This window comes from Desulfonauticus autotrophicus, assembly GCF_055381725.1.
Genome location: NZ_AP042395.1, coordinates 531,896 through 549,632, shown reverse-complemented (window position 1 = coordinate 549,632; position 17,737 = coordinate 531,896). Strand labels below are relative to the sequence as shown.

The following is a 17,737-nucleotide window of genomic DNA, read 5'->3' as shown; positions in this document are numbered from 1 at the left end:
GGTACTTCTCCATGGATAAAATAAAAAAAGATTTACGCACCCTTTTGCTCGCCAAGAGAAACCAGCTACTTCCTTCTCAAGTAGCAGAAAAAAGCAAATCCATTACCAACTTAGTTTTAAAATATTTCCCTCTTTCTTCTTCAGAAAGAGTTTTTCTTTATCTTCCAATAAGAAAGGAAGTCAATACCTGGTATTTAATTGAAAATTATTGGAAAAATAAGATTGAAGTTTTTTTACCCTGTTGTAAAGAAGAATTTGGACTAATGCATTTTTATAAACTGGAAGATAAAAAACAACTTCAAACTGGTAAATTCAATATACCAGAACCCCGTACAGATATATGCACTCCCTATTTAGGTACTCCTCCCAGGATTATATTTTTACCAGGAGTAGGTTTTGACTGGAATAGGTATAGGCTTGGATATGGAGGAGGATACTATGATAGACTTTTAGCTAAAGATGATTTTAAATCAACTCTCAAAATAGGTCTTGCCTATCACTTTCAAATTGTAAATAAACTACCTAAAGATAAATGGGATAGGCCTGTAGATGTAATTATTACTGAAAAAGGAATTTTTTAAAATGAAAAATCCAGTTTTTTTAAGCTTTCAATTTCCTAATTTAAACAAAGTAAAAGTTTACTTTGGCACCAGAATAGGAGGCCAAAGTAAAAACAATTATTCCTCGCTCAACCTATCCTTAGAAGTAGGAGATGACTCCCAGGATGTCCTGTCCAATCGCAGGTCAGTAAAAAATACTCTTCAGTTAAAATACTGGCTGGAGTTAAAACAGGTACATGGAGATAAAATTCACCTTTTTACCCAACAAAGGGAAGACTTTTTTCTGGCCCTGAGCTAGAGGGAGACGGCCTTTTTACTACTCAACCCAAAACAGGTTTATTAATTAAAACTGCTGATTGTCAGCCCCTCTTTTTTACAGATAAAAAGCAAAAATTTATTGGAGCCTTACACTGTGGTTGGCGAGGAAATGCACTAAATTTTCCCCAAAAAGGCCTAAAATTTTTTATTCAAAATTTTAAACTCTCTCCCCAAGATGTTCTGGTGGTAAGAGGACCAAGTCTGGGGCCCTGTTGTGCAGAATTTAAAAACTATAAAGATTACTGGCCACAGGAGTTCTGGCCATATTTTAGTCCTGAAGAAAAAATAAATCTCTGGCAACTTACCCAAGAACAAATAAAAAGCACAGGCATTCCTGAAGAAAATATTTTTTCCCTGGACATATGCACCAGATGTAATAGCCACTTATTTTTTTCTTATAGACGAAATAAAAATTGTGGGAGACTGGGAAACTTTATAGTATTAGTCGATTAAATTATAATTCTTTAGCTTTCTATACAAATAAGTTCTTTCCAGACCTATATTTCTGGACATCTCAGAAATATTGCCTTTAAATTTTTGTAAACTTTTCTCTAAAAATAACCTTTCAAAATTACTTCTCGCTTCTTTAAAATCAGCAGGAAATGCTTCCCAAAAATCCTGCTCCTGAAAAGAACTACCTCCTCTTATTTCTCCAGGCAAATCTTCTGAACCAACTATTTTTCCAGCATATAAAATATACATTCTTTCAATAAAATTTTTAAGCTCTCTTACATTTCCAGGCCAGGAATATTCCTGCAACAGAGACAGGGCTTCACTAGAAAACTTCAGGGGCTTAAAATTATGCTCTTGACTGAGAAAATTTACAAACTCTTCTATTAAAAGCGGAATATCTTCTTTTCTTTCTCGTAAAGGAGGAACTTCCAGGGGAAACACCTTTAAGCGAAAATATAAATCCTGCCTAAAATTCCCCTTTTTTATTTCTTCTTCCAGATCTTTGTTGGTAGCAGCAATAACCCTGACATCCACTTGAATGGTCTTACTCCCTCCCACTCTTTCAAAACACTGTTCCTGTAAAATGCGTAAGATTTTGGCCTGGGTCTTAAGGCTCATATCTCCTATTTCATCTAAAAACAAAGTTCCTTTGTGCGCCAGTTCAAACTTACCTTTCTTAGCTTCTAAAGCACCGGTAAAGGCACCTTTTTCGTGTCCAAAAAGTTCTGATTCTATGAGTTCTTCTGGAATAGCTGCACAATTGACCGCTATCAAAGGATAATTGGCTCTTTTACTTTGATTATGAATGGACCTGGCCACGATCTCTTTTCCTGTGCCATTCTCACCAGTAATCAAAACCCAGGTATCAGTAGGGGCTACCTGGGCAATCAATTTTTTGAGTTGACGAATTTTAGGGGATTTTCCAGTAATTTCCTGGACCCTGGAAGCACTGATTTTAGCCCTTAGTTCCCTATTTTCCTTTCTAAGCCTCCCTATCTCCAGCCCCTTTTGCACGACCAAAAGCACCTTTTCCAGAGATAAAGGCTTTTCAATAAAATCATAAGCACCCAGCTTTATGGCTTTTACTGCTGTTTCAATGGTTCCATGTCCAGAAATCATTACCACAGGTAAGTCTGAATTAAACTTTAAAATCTCCTGTAAAATCTCCAGGCCATCTTTACCCGGCAACCAGATATCCAAAAAAACAAAATCACAATCTTTTAATTTGGTTAACCCTTCTTCGCCACTTTCTGCCTCCAGAACTTCATATCCTTCGTCTTCTAAAATACCTCTTAGAGAAAAGCGAATGTCTTCTTCATCATCTATAATCAATATCCTATACATCTTTTCCTCACTATACAGGAAGCTCTAGGACAAAAATACTTCCCTTAGGAGTATTTTCTCTGACCCTTATATAACCATGATGGTCATTAATAATTGTCTTTACAATAGCCAGTCCCAAGCCTGTACCACCTTTTTTCTTGGAAAAATAAGGTTCAAAAATTCTACTTCTTTCTTCCACAGACATGCCAGGACCTGTATCCTTTATTTCTATGAACACCTTATCCAGGGCCTGTTCAAAAAAGACTTCTGTACTAATCATCTTTTCTTTGCTTTCACTTAAAGCTTCTACAGCATTTAAATAAATATTTATAAATACCCTTTTAAGGGCTTCTCTATCAAACCTAAAAGGAGGAATTTCTGTTTTACAAGAAAATTCCCAATTTATATCTCTATAAGTATTTTTAAAGTCTTCCAGAATTTCTTCCAGCAAGGGAACGAGATAGTCTTTGCGTAAATTTACTTCTGGAAGCTTCGCAAAACTGGAAAAGTCTTTAACCAGTTCCTGTAAGTGATCTACCTGCCGAATAATCAAGCTGGTACACTCATAAAAGGCCTTATCTTCTATTTGAGTTAAAAATTTCTTCTGCAACCTCTGGGCAGAAAGTTTAATAGGAGTAAGGGGATTTTTAATCTCATGGGCAATTCTTCTGGCAACTTCTTTCCAGGCAGCAAGCCTTTGCATCTTTTCCAGTTCAGAAATATCTTCAAACACAACCACAATACCACCCATTTCCCCAACTTCTTTTAACTTAACTGCACTAACCAGAAGTTTAACAACTCTATTATTTATTTCCAGATCCATCTGTCTTTGCCATTGAGAAGAAGGGAAATTGTTCAATTGCTCCCAGACTTCAGCAAACAACTCTCTATAATCAGCACTTAACAATTCCCAGGGTCTTTTGCCTATAACCTGCTCCTTGGATAGGTCTAAAATATTTTCTGCAGCTTTATTTACTGTACTAATTTCTCCTCTTGAATTTAAAGAAATTACCCCTGCGGTAATATTATTTAAAACTGCCTGAATATAACTATTTTGACTAGCCAGTTCTAAATTTTTTTGAGCCAAACGCCTGTTCACTTCATTGAGATTTTCCTGGCTTTTACGCAAATCCCTGGCCATGGAGTTAAAGGAACGCACCAATAAGCCAAGTTCATCATCTGCACTGTCCTCTAAAAAGACATCCAGGTCCCCCCTAGCTATGCGTTGAGTACCAATGGCCAGAGCCTGAACAGGCGCTGAAATCTCTCTGGAAAGCTTAAAACCAAACCAGGTAGAGCCAAAAATAATCACCAGAGTCATAATCCCCAAAGTAGTATAAAGACCAGCCTTAATGGGCTGCTTTAGGCTCTTTAAATTCTTATATTCTTCCAAACCCTTAGCTATATAGTCTAGTTTTAACCACAAACCCTGCTCCAGGGTCTCGCCTACCACTAAATATCCTGTTTTACCCTTATCGACAGGCCAGATACCCACCATCAAATCCCCATCTTCAGCAGGATAAATGGCTGTAAAATAAGTAGGTTCTAAATCCTTTTTTCGCTCAAATACTTCTGCTTTGATTTTAGGCCAAAACTTATCCCAGGATGCGTTAGCATGCCAATTTTGCTCTCTTCCTTGAGGAGTAAGCACCCCAACCAAACTCAATCCATATTCTTTTTGCTTTAATACTAAAAAGCGGTCCATTCCTTTACCGCCCCATAAAAATTCTTGTTCCCGTATTTGATCTACAAGTAAGCCGGCAATTTTTTGTAATCTTTTTTGAGAAGAACTATAAAAAGTCTGGGCTACTTCTAAAGATTTATCTAAAGAGGTCTCTATTTGGGTTTGAAACCAGAAATCTACAGAAGTTTGCACCAAACGCACAGCAATAAAAAACATTAGCAGGGTAGGAATAACAGAAAGAGAAAAAAAGACTAGAACTAACCTGGTTCTTAGTTTAGAACCTAAAACCTTTCTTCGTCTTTCTATAAGTAATCTAAATACATTACGAATAACTAAAAAAAGTACTACTAACAGTAAAATTAAATTAAGATTAAACAGAGCTAAGAAAAGATAGGAGTTTACTCCAAAAAACTTTAATTCTACCCAGGTAAGACCTAGAATTAAAAAAACACCTCCAACAGCAGCAAATAACTCCCTCTGTCTTCGCTTTCTTTCTTTAGTATCTTTAGGATTTACTTCTATCTTTTTTAACATAGATTAATAATTAATTTCCATTTCATAGTAATAAGGACCACTTAAATTAAAATTCCAGAAAAATAAAATCTTTTTTAACCAGTTAGGTATTTTTCTAGCGGTTATTTCTGTTTCCACTATTACTTTGTAGGTAAACCCTTTATCTATTTTATACCAGGGACCTAGACTTAGTTTAAAAACTTTAATTGAATTAACTAAAGTAGTAAAATTAGAATAATTTCTTTTTATTCCATCTTTTATTAAAACATATTCATTTTTTATCATGTCTTTTTTTATAACTATATTTACTTTTTTTTCTGAAATTTTTGAATCAAAAAATAATATTTTACTTTTAACTACTTCAACTTTAATATCAATAAAAATACTATCTCCCAAATCTACATATTTATTTAAAATATCCTGTTCATTTAAATTAATCTGAAAATCTAAATTTATATTTCCATTTAAATTGTCAATACTTAAATTATATATTTCAAAAGCTAAACTATTACCAATAAAAACAAAGTACATTAATAAAAATAGAAAATATTTTTCATATTTTACCCTCAACTTTAATTATTAAATAACTTTTGCAAAATAAACCTGAGGTTAGTATATCGCTTATCCAGACCTTTTTTATTTAATCCAATAAATAAGGCTTTTTTAGACCCTATTAAAACAGCTAGTTTACGCGCTCTGGTTAAGCCAGTATAAATCAAATTCCTTTGTAAAAGCACAAAGTGCTGGGTTGCCAAGACCATTACGATTACAGGAAATTCACTTCCTTGAGATTTGTGAATACTTACAGCATAGGCCAGACTAAGTTCCTCCAGGTCTTCTCTAGAGTAGAGTACTTTTTGTCCATCAAAATCCACTTCCAGACTACCTTCTTCTGGCCAAACCCGGGTAATAAATCCCAAATCCCCATTAAAAACCTGTTTTTCGTAATTATTGGCTAGCTGAATAACCCTATCCCCTTCAGAAAAATAAATTTGCCCTCTTTTTATTCTTTTGTTTTTACCAGAATTTAACCTGGCTTGCAAAGCCTGATTTAAACTTATGGTCCCCAATTCGCCTTTATGCATAGGAGTTAAAACCTGTACCTCTTTTTTGGGATCAAAACCATAGATTTTAGGAATCCTTTCACTGACCATTTTAAGGACTAACTCTTTGCTGGCCACAGGATCTTCTTTTTCTATCCAAAAAAAATCAGAATAAGGAGCCTCGAGTTTACTTTTAAGGGGTAATTTGCCTTCATTAATGCGGTGGGCATTGAGCACAATAAAACTTTCTTTAGCTTGTCTGAAAATCGAAGTTAGTCTTTTGCTGGCAATGGTTTCACTTTCTAAAAGGTCACTTAATACATTGCCCGGCCCAATAGCAGGCAACTGATTGATATCCCCAATTAAAATCAATCGACAGGTAAGAGGCAAAGCCCTGAGTAAAGCCAAAAATAACGGCGCATCAAGCATGGAAACCTCGTCCACAATAACCACTTCAGCCTTTAGTTTGTTTTCTTCTCCCAGCTCAAATCCACCTTCAGGTTTAGCCTTAAGTAAACGATGAATGGTGCTGGCCGGGAAATAAGTGGACTCTTCCAGCCTCTTAGCAGCTCTGCCAGTAGGTGCACAAAGTTTAATTTTATAATCCTGGGTTTGAAAAAGCTTTACTATAATTTTAGTAATAGTGGTTTTACCTGTACCAGGGCCTCCGGTGAGAATGAATACTTTGTTTTCCAAGGCTAACCTTACAGCTTCTCTTTGTTCTGGAGTCAAATTTATCTTTTGTTCCTGTTCTACTTTTTTTATCTTTTCTTCCAAATTCTTTAACTGAATGTTCGGTAAAGGAAAGGTAGCCAAATGATAGATTCTAGAAGCAAGTTCTTGTTCCAGGGAATAAAAATAACTTAAATAAACAGCCTTTTTTAGTCCCTGCTCCTTTAAATCCAGGATAAAAATTTTCTTTTGAGCTGCCATTTCTTCCAAAGCAGATAAAATTACTTCTTCTTCTACTTCTAAAAGATCCTTTAGTAATTCTACTAATTCTTCCTGAGGGTAAAAAAGATTTCCCTTTTCAGCCAACTCTTTTAGTAAATAAAAAACTCCTGCTTCCAGACGAAAAAGAGTCTTTACTAAGCCCTAATTTCAGGGCCATACTATCAGCTCGTTTAAAACCAATTCCCCGAATATCTTTGGCCAGGGTGTAGGGATTTTGCTTAATTTTAGCAATGGCTTCTTGACCATACTTATTGATAATTTTTTGCACATAGCCTGTAGAAATCCCATGTGACTGGAGAAAAAGTACCAGATTACGAAGATTTTGCTGGCTCTTCCAGGAACTTACAATTTGCTCTAGCTTTTTAGGACCAATTCCCTCTATTTGCAAAAGTTCTTCTGGTGAATCATCAAGCACCTCTAAAACCCTACTACCAAAGGCTTCTATTAACTTTTCTCCTGTTTTTTCCCCAATTCCTTTAATTAAATTGGAGGTTAAAAATCCCTTGATTCCTTCCAAACTTACAAGTTCTTTGCGCACTGCTTCTTCTACCCAAAACTGCCGTCCATACTTAGGATGATTTTTCCACTTCCCCTTTAGTTCCAGCTCTTCTCCAGGATACAACTCCCCCAAATACCCACAAGCAGTAATATTCTCTTCTTTTAAATGAAAAAGAAAGGCAGTATATCCATTGTCCTGAGAATAAAAAAATATTTTTTACTTCTCCCTTTAAAACTTCCATGAACCACCTATTGTTATTTTTCTATAAGTCTTGTATTTTACCTTTAACTATGCTTAAAAACAAGATTAAAAAGAGGGAAAATTTTCACCTTCAAGGAGTGCAATATGCATGAAGTTATTATCATAGGCTCTGGTCCAGCAGGCTTGTCTGCAGCCATTTATACCAGTAGAGGCGGAGCCAAAACTTTGGTTTTAGGCTGTAATCCCAAAGTAGCAGGAGAATATGTCATTGACAATTATTTTGGCTTTCCTGAGCCCATTCTGGGCAAAGACCTAATTGCCCGTGGAATAAGACAGGCAGAAAAATTTGGAGCAACTATAAAGTGTGAAAAGGTTGTAGCCATTCATCAGCAAGAAAAGTTTTTTGAAGTAAAAACAACCGCTAACCTCTACTCAAGTCAGACTATCATTCTAGCTACAGGAGTAAGCAGAATAAGGCCTGGCATCAAAAATCTAAAGGAATATGAAGGCAAAGGAGTCTCCTATTGCGTAAGTTGTGATGGATATTTTTTTAAAAATCAAAAGGTAATGGTTGTAGGTGAAGGGGCCTTTGCGGCTAACCAGGCCCTTGAGCTTCTGGAATATACTCCCTTTGTAAGTCTTTGCACCCAGGGAAAAGACTTAAACATCCCTGAAAATTTTCTGGAAAAACTAAAAAAACACAACATTGAAATCTTACAAGAAAAAATAGAATCTCTGGAGGGTAAAGAAACTCTGGAAAAGGTCAATTTCTCCAATGGACAAAGTCAGGAAGTAGCAGGCTTATTTATAGCTATGGGTGAAGCCAGTTCCCTTGATTTTGCCTATTCTCTGGGGTTAATTACTAAGGGTAACTTTATTGAAGCAGATTGCGAACAAAAAACCAATATTCCAGGAGTATTTGCGGCTGGAGATTGTGTGGGTAGATTTTTACAAATAAGCGTGGCTGTAGGAGAAGGGGCTATTGCTGGCAAATCAGCCCTAACTTATTTGAAAAATAAAAAATAACTATTTTAAGGAGATTAACCCCTTAATAGTCTAAAATAAACTGATTTAATTCTTGTTTATACAATCTCCACTGGGGTAAAAATAAGTCCAGAAGGGATTTAAAACGCTTATTATGGCTTTTTTCCAGAAAATGAACTAACTCATGAACTATTACATATTCTAAATGTTCGAGAGGCCTTTTTATTAACTCTAAATTAATCCAGATCCTTCTGGCATAAAAATTACAACTTCCCCACCTGGTTTTCATCTTTTTTATCCTTACTTCTCTTGCTTTTACTCCAATTATCTTTTCCCATTTTGGGACTAACCTTTCTAATTCTTTTTTTAATTCCTTTCTTAACCAATTTTCATAATATTTTTGTTTTTGCTCCAGAGTATAATTTGAAGGAACATAAAAATATATGTGTTTTTTATCAACTATCTCTATTCTACTTCTTTTAGCATCTTTTAGCTTTAAAATATATTTTTTACCTTTAAAATAATGAACTTCGTTAGAAACATATTCTTTTGTTTTTATTTCTTGATGTTTGATTTTTTCTATATTCTTTTTTATCCACTTATATTTACTAAGCACAAAATACTTTATAAAATCCTCAGAAACATTTTTAGGAGCTGATACTCTTACCTTTCCATCTGGAGGTAAAATACTTAAATAAATGTTTTTTATATTCTTTTTTAAAATTAAAACTTTTATATCTTTAATTATCAAGTTCACTTTAAAAAATCCTTGCTTTATATCTTATCTTGTAAATAAAAAACTAACAATCTAACCTTTTAACCCATATATTTTTTAGCCATTTTTCTATTTCCTGATTTTTAATCAACCCAACAAACAAATACCTACTTACTTTACATAAAAAATTCAATTTATTTTAACTTAGAACCTTTTGACTTTTAACCTCATTCTTTTTAAATTCTTCCCATGCAAAAACTTGGCTTCATCTTTTTTGCTGGCGGTTTAGGAGCTCTTAGTCGGTATTTCCTGTCAGGAGTAGTTTATCGCTTTCTCCAGCCCCCCTTTCCCTATGGAACTTTTATAGTAAATATTCTGGGTTGCTTTCTTTTTGGTTTTATTTTTGAACTGGCAGATAAAAAAGTATTTATTTCTTCAGAATTAAAAACCATACTCTTAGTTGGTTTTATGGGTGCCTTTACCACCTTTTCTTCGTTTATTTTTGAGTGTTTCCAGCTAACCAAAAATCAGGAATGGTTATTCTTAACCTTAAACTTTTTAGGGCAAACCATTTTAGGATTTATTTTCCTTTTTTTAGGAATTATCCTAGCCAGACTAATTTAAGGGGATAACAATGTCTTCTTTTAAAATGCTCCGTATCTATCTTGGAGAATCAGACAAGTATAAAAACAAAAATTTATATGAATATATCCTTAATTTAGCTAAAGAACATAACCTAAAAGGAGCTACTGTCATTAGGGGTATAGCTGGATTTGGCTCCAATTCTTACATTCATACCAGTAATATACTGCGTTTATCAGAAGACTTACCTATAATCATTGAAATTATAGATGAAGAAAATAAAATATTTTCTTTTTTAGAAATAATAAAAACTTTTTTTAAAGAAGGGACAATTGTGCTTCTGGATATAGAAAAATCTTATCATTTTCCTATACTAGCAAAAGACATAATGATTAAAAAAGTAATAAGTGTAGAAGAAAATGAAAATTTAAATAGCATTCTTAATCTTATCCTAAAAAATAAAGTAAAATTTTTGCCAGTAATAAAAGATAAAACCTTACAAGGAGTTATCACTGGAAAGGATATTTTAGAAAAAATAGATTTAAAGCTAAAAATAAACTTAACTTATGAAGATTTAAACAAAGAAATACAATACATGGTAGAAAAGCAAAAACTATCCTTAACAGCCAAAGACCTGATGCAAAGAAAAGTAAAAGTAGGTTATCCTCAATGGAAGCTGGATAAAATTTTACACTTTATGTTTGAGAATAAAATAAAAAGATTACCCATTGTTAATTCCAATTTTGAACTTCTAGGTCTAATAACCAGGACTGATATCTTGAGCTACCTGGCCCACTACACTTCTCCTAAAAGCAGTTTAAACCTGTCCTTAAAAAGTGGTACAACTGCCAAAGAACTGGCTACCTTGGACCTACCTACTTTCAGTCCAGAGGAAAAAATAGAAAAGGCTATTGCTGACATCCTTAAATCTCCCCTTAAAATGGGTGTATGTCTAAATGAGAAAAAAGAAATAAAAGGAGTTGTTTTTGATTCTGACCTTATAAAATACTTCATAGATGACAGCTCCAATTTGTTAAATAGGTTAAAAAATATTTTTGGCTCCCTGGATAAAGAAAAATATTTAAAAGATATAATGCGCACAGATTTTATATCTGTCTTGCCAGAAGAAAATTTGGGGACAATTATTCATATTTTTAAAGATAAGGAAATAAAGAGACTTATTGTTATGGATGAAGAAAAAAAATTTCAAGGAGTTGTAGAAAGAGATAGCATCTTAAGTAAATTGCTCTAAAAAACCAACTTACCTATTTAAGATAAAAAAAGCGCTGCTAACAAAGCAGCGCTTTTTATTTTTCTTATTTTTTAACAAATTCTAACTATCCAGTTCCAAAGCTCTGGTTAACAGGTTTTCCAAAGCTTTTGCTGCTTCACTTTCAGGTTTGGTCTTGATGTACACATAACCTTCCTCCCCTGCCCTTACAATCTCTGGGTCCAGAGGGATTTTGGTTATAAAAGGCACTTTCATTTCCTGAGCCAATTTTTCTCCTCCACCTTCACTAAAAATATCCACTTTTTCTCCACATTTGGGGCAAACAAAGCCACTCATGTTTTCCACAATCCCCAAAATGGGATTGCCCAGTTGCCCACAAAAGGTAATAGACCTGCGTACATCATCTATGGCTACGCCCTGGGGAGTGGTTACAATCACAGCATAGGAGTCATTTCCCAAAAGCTGCATTACACTTAAAGGCTCGTCCCCTGTCCCTGGAGGGCAATCCACAATCAAGTAATCCAAATCACCCCAGGTAACATCCTCTAAAAACTGACGAATAAGCCCAATTTTTACTGGCCCACGCCAAATAACTGCCTCATATTGAGAAGGTAGTAAAAAGCCCAGAGACATCACCCACAAATTCTTGCCCCAGGGCACAGGCTCCATAAATCCCTTTTCCACATGTGGTTGAGTGCCCTGCAAACTAAGCAACCTGGGTACAGAGGGACCATGTACATCTACATCCAATAACCCAACTTTTTTACCCTTTAAGGCCAATCCTACTGCCAGATTTACGGCAACAGTACTTTTACCAACTCCACCTTTACCTGAAAGCACTACTATTTTATGTTTAATTCTACATAATACCTTTTTAATTTTATCTTCTTTTTCCTGACCAGAAAGGCACTTATCCTTTTTAGCACAGCTAGAACACTTTTCTTCAGCCATTATTTCCTCCCTTCATAACTCTTTTCTAGTTTTCTATAAATAGCTTCTATTTCTTCACTGGCTTTAGCAATGGGTACTTCTATTTTTTCTCCTGTATTTCTAAGTTTTACTTCTACAATACCTCGCTCAATACCTTTTGCCCCCACAATTACTTGCAAAGGAATCCCTATTAAATCCCCATCTTTAAACTTAAATCCAGGCCTTTCATCTCTATCATCCAGCAAACAATCCAGTTTTTTACCTTTTAAATCCCTGTAAATATCTTCAGCCAAAGCCAGAACTCTGCTTTCCTTTGGATTTAAAGCAATAATCAAACAATCAAAGGGAGCAATGGGAGTTGGGAAAATAATTCCATTTTCATCATGGTTTTGTTCTATACAGGCAGCCAGAACTCTACTTACCCCTATACCATAACAACCCATAATCATTGGTTTTTCTTTACCATTTTCATCCAAAAAGGTCGCCCGCAGCGCTTCACTATACTTGGTGCCCAGTTTAAAGATATGTCCTACTTCTATTCCTTTGGTAAGGCTAAGGTTTCCACCACAACGAGGGCACTTATCACCCTCAACTACATTTCTAAGATCTAGGTATTCCTTAATTCTGGCATCCCGTTGAGGGTCAAAATGTTTAAAATGGGTATCTTTTTTATTGGCTCCAATTACATAATCACTATCCAAAGCCACTTCCAGATCAGCATAAAGTTCATCCACTTCTAAACCTACAGGTCCAGCAAATCCCACAGGTGCTTTGGACCATTCTTCCACTTCTGCAGGAGTGGCCAGACGAATTTCCTGGGCTTTTAATTTGTTTTTTAATTTTACTTCATTTAACTCCCTATCGCCCCGAATTAAAACAGCCACTTTTCTATCATCTACCCTATAAAGCAAAGTCTTTAAAATCTTTTGAGCTGGCACCTTTAAAAACTTGGCCACCTCTTCTACGGTATGTTGGTTGGGAGTGAGCACCTCTTCCAGTTCTGCCACCTTGCCCTGTTTATTTTCTTGCTTTTCTAACTTTACTTCTGCCTTTTCCAGATTGGCTGCATAGGAACAATCAGAGCAAATAGCGATGGTATCTTCTCCTGTATTGGCCAAAACCATAAACTCATGGGAAAAGTTTCCCCCAATCTGGCCCGTATCTGCTTCCACTGCTCTAAACTTTAATCCCAGTCTAGAAAATATACTGGAATAAGCCTCATACATGTTTTCGTAGCTCTTGTTAGCTCCTTCGTCGTCTTTGTCAAAGGAATAGCCATCCTTCATGATAAATTCTCTGCCTCGCATAAGTCCAAAACGAGGCCTAATTTCATCTCTAAACTTGGTCTGAATCTGATAGAGATTTAAAGGAAGTTGCCTATAGGATTTTACCTCGCCTCGAATCAAATCTGTAACCACTTCTTCATGAGTAGGGCCAAGGCAATAGTCTCTCTCGTGCCTGTCCTTAAATCGAAGCAGTTCCTTGCCATAAGCATTCCAGCGTCCAGATTCCTGCCAGAGTTCTCCAGGTTGTACACTAGGCATTAAGATTTCAATAGCTCCAAAGCGCTCCATTTCCTCTCGAATAATCTGAGAAATCTTCTGTAAAGAACGCAAGCCCAAAGGCAAATAAGTATAAATTCCAGAAGTAAGTTTTCTAATCATTCCTGCTCTAAGCAAAAGCTTATGACTTATAACTTCTGCTTCTGCAGGGTCTTCCTTTAAAGTGGGAATATAATATCTAGACCAATACATTATTCATCCTCCAGCTAAATTTAACAAATACGGGGCAACTGCTCCCCTTCCAGCATATCCAGAAGTCTATTGCCACCAAGGCCTGTCTTTAAGACCACCTTGCCTGCATACTCTTCTTTTACTTCTCCAATAACAGTAGCATCCTGTCCCAAAGTATCAGCCTTTAAAATTTCCAGAGCCTGTTCTTGATATTTTTGAGGTAAAATCAAAATAAGTTTGCCTTCATTGGCCAAATAAAGAGGATCCAATCCCAAAAAGGAGCACCCTCCTTTTACCTCTTCTCTTATGGGAATACTGTCTTCTTCTATAAAAATACCTACCTGGGACTGACCAGCAATCTCATTTAAAGTAGTAGCTAATCCTCCCCGGGTGGGATCTCTTAATACATGCACTTCTGGAATATTTTTGACCAATTTTTCAATAAGCAAGTTAAGTGGGGCAGAATCACTTTTAATCTCGGTTTCAAAGGAAATACCCTGCCTTTTAGAAAGAATGGTCAAGCCATGATCACCTATAGTTCCACTCACAATCACCACATCCCCAGGTCTAGCCCTACTACCTGCAGGAGCAGGCTCCACCAATACTTCTCCAATACCAGTGGTATTGATAAAAATCTTATCCACAGCCCCTTTGGGCACTACTTTGGTGTCTCCTGTTACTAAAAAGACTTCAGCCTTTTTGGCAGCTTCAGCCATGGACTTCACAATGGTCTCCAGAAGGTCCAATTCCAGACCTTCTTCTAAAATAAAGGCACAGCTTAAAAACTTAGGTTTAGCCCCTAGCATGGCCACATCATTAACCGTGCCATGCACAGCCAGAGAACCAATATCTCCTCCAGGAAAAATAATGGGATCTACAGTATAAGAATCAGTACTCATGGCTAGTGGTGGCTTTATCTCCTGCAAAAAAGCAGCATCATCTAACTTATCCAGATAAGGATTGCTAAAGTATTTGACAAAAATATCCTTGATTAAACGCTGGGAAGCCTTACCTCCACTTCCATAATCCAAAAGCAATTTTGACATAACCTATCTCCTAGAATTAGAGAGAATATTTATAATAAGCAGCACAGGAGCCTTCAGTGGAAACCATACAAGGTCCTACTGGATGCTGCGGAGTGCAGACCTTTTTAAACAAAGGACATTCATCAGGACGAATAAGCCCTTTTAAAACCTCCCCACACTTACACCCTTTAAGGGGAGGAACCTCAGGAAACTGCAAATCAAAGACCTGAAAGGCATCAAAGTCTGCATATTTTTCCCTTAATTGAAGGCCACTTTCTGGAATCTCGCCAATACCTCGCCAGAGTGCAGCACAGGGCTGAAACACCTCTGCTAACACCTCTTGAGCCTTTACATTTCCTTCTGTTTTTACCACTCGCTTATAACTATTTATTATCTCAGCCTTACCTTCATTTTTCATCTTAACCAAAAGATAAAGGGCCTGAAGAATATCCAGAGGCTCAAAGCCTCCAATCACTGCTGGTATGGAATATTCCTTAGCCAAAAAAAGATAGGGTTTTACGCCAATAATGGCAGAAACATGCCCAGGTAATAAAAAGCCTTCTACCTTTAACTGGGGATCTACCACCAGCGCCCTTAAGGCCGGGGGGACCAGCTTGTGTAAACAGAGGACAAAAAAGTTTTTCACCTTTTCCTTTTTGGCTATTTTTAAAGTGGCTGCAATAGTAGGTGCTGTGGTTTCAAACCCCACCCCGATAAAAACCACTTTGGCCAGAGGGTTTTCCCTGGCCAGAGTCAAGGCATCAAAGGGCGAATAAACCACTTTTATCTTAGCTCCTTCTGCCTGCAGGTCCTTTAAACTCTTTTTATCCGGGCCTGGCACACGCATTAAATCCCCAAAAGTAGCCAGAATGACATCTTTTTTAGCCAATTCAAAAAACAGAGCCACTTCTTTTTCATGGGTTACACACACCGGGCAACCTGGCCCAGAAACGTGAATGAGGTTTTCTGGAAACAAAGAACGCAATCCAGACTGAAAAATAGCTACAGTGTGCGTGCCACACACTTCCATAAACCTGAAAGGCGCTTTTAGTTCAGCTGTTAGCTCAGCCAAAACTTGCTTACACAGCTTGGCATCCTTAAACTGATTAAGTAAGTTCAATGTTTAACCCCTTTTCAAAAAGTTTTAAGGTTTCCAAAGCTTCTTCTCTATCCAGGCGTCTTATGGCAAAACCCGCATGGACAATGACAAAATCCCCCACTTCTGGCCTTTCATCTATAATATCCAAACGAACCTTATTTTTTACTCCACCCACTTCTACTTCTGCTTCGTCTCCCACTATGGACTTAACCTCCATAGGCACAGCTAAACACATGCTGCCCTCCTCTGAAAAATTTTCCCTTCTTGTTAAAGGGTTCGATTATTGGTGTCAATCTAGAAAACAATTTCTCATCCCCACTTAGTACCCAATATCCTAAATTCCTTGGCTTTTCAAAGGAAAAGTATTTTCAGAGTTTACAGCCAAAAGAAAAAAGTTTAAAGAATAGAAGATTTAATGAGCAAATCAAAAAAAATGCAAACAAAACTTACAGCCTTTACTTACAATCCTCTCTGGCCCATACCCTGCTTTAAGGAATGTGTTTCTCTTTGGAAAGAATATTTAATGCCCAAACACATCCAAAAACACTCCCTCTGGGTGGGAAGTATTGCAGAACAAATCGCCTTTTTGCTCCAAAAAAAAGGCTGGAAACTTAAGCCAGAGCTTTTTTTAGCTGCAGGTCTTTTACATGACCTGGGAAAACACTATACCATTGTCCATGGAGGGGCTCACAGCCAGCTTGGGGCAAGTCTGGTTCTAAACCACTATTTTAATCCAGCTTTGGCCCAGGGCGTGATTCACCATGTGTTCTGGCCAGGAGAAGTGGACTTACAAAAATTTCCCTTACCTTTAATCATTATTTACAGTGATAAAAGGGTAAAACACACCCAAGTGGTCTCCATTGAAACTCGTTTTCAGGATCTTTTTAAGCGTTATGGCACTTCTAAGGAAAAAAGAGCCATGATTCAAAGGTCCAAAGAACAGGCTCTAGCTATTGAAAACCAACTAAACCAAATCTTAGGAGTAGATCTCAATGCGTATCCTTTTAGTTGCCGGCGGTTGGTCTAGCGAAAGAGAAGTCTCCTTGACTGGTGCCCAAAAGATAAAAGAAGCCATGGAAAAACTGGGTTATGAGGCGACTTTATGGGATCTTACTCCAGATTATGATCACTTTCTAAAGCTAGCCAAAGGTCACGATTTTGTATTTTTAAATTTACATGGCCTTCCAGGAGAAGATGGCAGTTTACAGGCCCTACTGGATCACTTTCACATCCCCTACCAGGGATCTGGTCCCTTAGGTTCTTACCTGGCCTTAAACAAGGCCTTAAGCAAGCAAATCTTTAAAAGCCACAATCTCCTAACTCCCCCATGGACCCTGTACAAAACCAGTATGAGTTCTTGCTCCTATCCTGGCCCATTTCCCCTGGTAATAAAGCCCAACCTGGGTGGCTCTAGCATTGACCTGACCATTATTCAGGAGGAAAAAGACTTAAAACAGCTCTCTCTAAATCCAGAAGTGGAGTATTTAATAGAAGAATATGTAGAAGGTATAGAGCTTACCTGTGGAGTATTGGATAAAGAGGCCCTGCCTCCAGTACTCATACGGCCAAAAAAATCATTTTTCTTTGATTACAAGAGCAAATACGAGCAAAATGGAGCTGAAGAAATCTGCCCAGCGCCCATAGAGCCAGAACTAACCCAAAAACTTCAAGAAACAGCCCTGCAGGTTCACAAGCTTTTGGGATTAAAAGATTATAGCCGCACAGACTTTATTTATACTAAAGACAAAAAACTATACATTCTGGAGGTAAATACCTTACCTGGTATGACTCCTACAAGTTTGCTACCCCAGGAAGCCCTGGCCATAGGGCTTGATTTTCCTGACCTGATAAAAAAATTAATAGAATTGGGTTTAAAAAAGAAAAACTAGA

The 17,737-nt window shown here is 36.7% G+C and carries 19 protein-coding genes; 8 read left to right on the top strand and 11 right to left on the bottom strand.

All coding sequences use genetic code 11. The features are described from left to right. The first annotated feature begins 11 nt into the window (after positions 1–11). From ACZ42F_RS03270 to ACZ42F_RS03260, 3 genes are read left to right on the top strand one after another with little or no spacing between them, the layout of a single operon-like run. Positions 12–581 (top strand): 5-formyltetrahydrofolate cyclo-ligase, encoded by a 570-nt coding sequence (locus tag ACZ42F_RS03270; RefSeq protein ID WP_464279735.1) that lies wholly within the window; start codon positions 12–14, stop codon positions 579–581. A 1-nt stretch (position 582) separates the two neighbouring features. Next, on the top strand, positions 583–858 hold the full coding sequence (locus tag ACZ42F_RS03265; RefSeq protein ID WP_464279734.1) for a laccase domain-containing protein: 276 nt from the start codon (positions 583–585) through the stop codon (positions 856–858). Positions 859–902: 44 nt separating this feature from the next. Next, positions 903–1,331 (top strand): purine nucleoside phosphorylase YfiH/LACC1 family protein, encoded by a 429-nt coding sequence (locus ACZ42F_RS03260; RefSeq protein WP_464280181.1) that lies wholly within the window; start codon positions 903–905, stop codon positions 1,329–1,331. Here ACZ42F_RS03260 and ACZ42F_RS03255 read toward each other — a convergent pair. Genes ACZ42F_RS03255 through ACZ42F_RS03235 form a run of 5 tightly spaced genes read right to left on the bottom strand, consistent with a single transcriptional unit; the run spans position 1,320 to position 7,560 of the window. Further along, on the bottom strand, positions 1,320–2,675 hold the full coding sequence (locus tag ACZ42F_RS03255) for a sigma-54-dependent transcriptional regulator (protein ID WP_464279733.1): 1,356 nt from the start codon (positions 2,673–2,675) through the stop codon (positions 1,320–1,322). The genes ACZ42F_RS03260 and ACZ42F_RS03255 overlap by 12 nt on opposite strands. 10 nt (positions 2,676–2,685) lie before the next feature. Beyond that, positions 2,686–4,872, bottom strand: coding sequence for a sensor histidine kinase (locus ACZ42F_RS03250; RefSeq protein ID WP_464279732.1), 2,187 nt, complete (start codon positions 4,870–4,872; stop codon positions 2,686–2,688). Between the two features lie 3 nt (positions 4,873–4,875). Continuing rightward, positions 4,876–5,421 (bottom strand): DUF4390 domain-containing protein, encoded by a 546-nt coding sequence (locus ACZ42F_RS03245; protein ID WP_464279731.1) that lies wholly within the window; start codon positions 5,419–5,421, stop codon positions 4,876–4,878. 2 nt (positions 5,422–5,423) lie between these two features. After that, complete coding sequence (recD2, locus tag ACZ42F_RS03240; RefSeq protein WP_464279730.1) at positions 5,424–6,932, bottom strand: SF1B family DNA helicase RecD2; 1,509 nt, start codon at positions 6,930–6,932, stop codon at positions 5,424–5,426. Continuing rightward, on the bottom strand, positions 6,925–7,560 hold the full coding sequence (locus tag ACZ42F_RS03235; RefSeq protein ID WP_464280180.1) for a helix-hairpin-helix domain-containing protein: 636 nt from the start codon (positions 7,558–7,560) through the stop codon (positions 6,925–6,927). Before ACZ42F_RS03235 ends, recD2 begins: the two co-directional genes overlap by 8 nt. Positions 7,561–7,692: 132 nt before the next feature. Between ACZ42F_RS03235 and ACZ42F_RS03230 the strand changes: the two genes are divergently transcribed. Further along, positions 7,693–8,574 carry an NAD(P)/FAD-dependent oxidoreductase gene (locus ACZ42F_RS03230; protein ID WP_464279729.1) on the top strand — a complete coding sequence of 294 codons (882 nt, stop codon included), beginning with the start codon at positions 7,693–7,695 and terminating at the stop codon, positions 8,572–8,574. A 22-nt stretch (positions 8,575–8,596) separates the two neighbouring features. Here ACZ42F_RS03230 and ACZ42F_RS03225 read toward each other — a convergent pair whose 3' ends face one another. Further along, complete coding sequence (locus tag ACZ42F_RS03225) at positions 8,597–9,289, bottom strand: M48 family metallopeptidase (RefSeq protein WP_029967019.1); 693 nt, start codon at positions 9,287–9,289, stop codon at positions 8,597–8,599. Between the two features lie 207 nt (positions 9,290–9,496). Here ACZ42F_RS03225 and crcB point away from each other — a divergent pair, with 207 nt between their 5' ends. Further along, positions 9,497–9,871 carry a fluoride efflux transporter CrcB gene (gene crcB, locus ACZ42F_RS03220; RefSeq protein ID WP_029967017.1) on the top strand — a complete coding sequence of 125 codons (375 nt, stop codon included), beginning with the start codon at positions 9,497–9,499 and terminating at the stop codon, positions 9,869–9,871. 10 nt (positions 9,872–9,881) lie between these two features. Continuing rightward, positions 9,882–11,081 carry a DUF190 domain-containing protein gene (locus ACZ42F_RS03215; protein WP_464279728.1) on the top strand — a complete coding sequence of 400 codons (1,200 nt, stop codon included), beginning with the start codon at positions 9,882–9,884 and terminating at the stop codon, positions 11,079–11,081. A gap of 81 nt (positions 11,082–11,162) precedes the next feature. On the opposite strand, the gene ACZ42F_RS03210 is transcribed toward ACZ42F_RS03215, so the two are convergent. The 5 genes from ACZ42F_RS03210 to ACZ42F_RS03190 are packed head-to-tail and all read right to left on the bottom strand — an operon-like array spanning position 11,163 to position 16,082. Next, on the bottom strand, positions 11,163–12,011 hold the full coding sequence (locus ACZ42F_RS03210; RefSeq protein ID WP_464279727.1) for a P-loop NTPase: 849 nt from the start codon (positions 12,009–12,011) through the stop codon (positions 11,163–11,165). After that, positions 12,011–13,744, bottom strand: a complete 1,734-nt coding sequence (locus tag ACZ42F_RS03205; RefSeq protein WP_464279726.1) for a proline--tRNA ligase — start codon at positions 13,742–13,744, stop codon at positions 12,011–12,013. Before ACZ42F_RS03205 ends, ACZ42F_RS03210 begins: the two co-directional genes overlap by 1 nt. A gap of 20 nt (positions 13,745–13,764) precedes the next feature. After that, positions 13,765–14,769, bottom strand: coding sequence for a hydrogenase expression/formation protein HypE (gene hypE, locus ACZ42F_RS03200; protein WP_464279725.1), 1,005 nt, complete (start codon positions 14,767–14,769; stop codon positions 13,765–13,767). Positions 14,770–14,785: 16 nt separating this feature from the next. After that, the gene (hypD, locus tag ACZ42F_RS03195; protein ID WP_464279724.1) at positions 14,786–15,868 is read right to left on the bottom strand and encodes a hydrogenase formation protein HypD; all 1,083 of its coding nucleotides are present in this window, start codon (positions 15,866–15,868) and stop codon (positions 14,786–14,788) included. After that, a complete protein-coding gene (locus ACZ42F_RS03190; protein ID WP_029967007.1) occupies positions 15,855–16,082 on the bottom strand; it encodes a HypC/HybG/HupF family hydrogenase formation chaperone in 228 nt (75 codons plus the stop codon). The genes hypD and ACZ42F_RS03190 overlap by 14 nt, the downstream gene beginning before the upstream one ends. 198 nt (positions 16,083–16,280) lie before the next feature. On the opposite strand from ACZ42F_RS03190, the gene ACZ42F_RS03185 reads away from it, so the two are divergent. After that, on the top strand, positions 16,281–16,874 hold the full coding sequence (locus tag ACZ42F_RS03185; protein ID WP_035260129.1) for an HD domain-containing protein: 594 nt from the start codon (positions 16,281–16,283) through the stop codon (positions 16,872–16,874). Then, entirely contained in the window at positions 16,840–17,736 is an 897-nt protein-coding gene (locus ACZ42F_RS03180) for a D-alanine--D-alanine ligase family protein (protein ID WP_464279723.1), read from the top strand. The genes ACZ42F_RS03185 and ACZ42F_RS03180 overlap by 35 nt, the downstream gene beginning before the upstream one ends. Position 17,737: the final 1 nt, after the last annotated feature.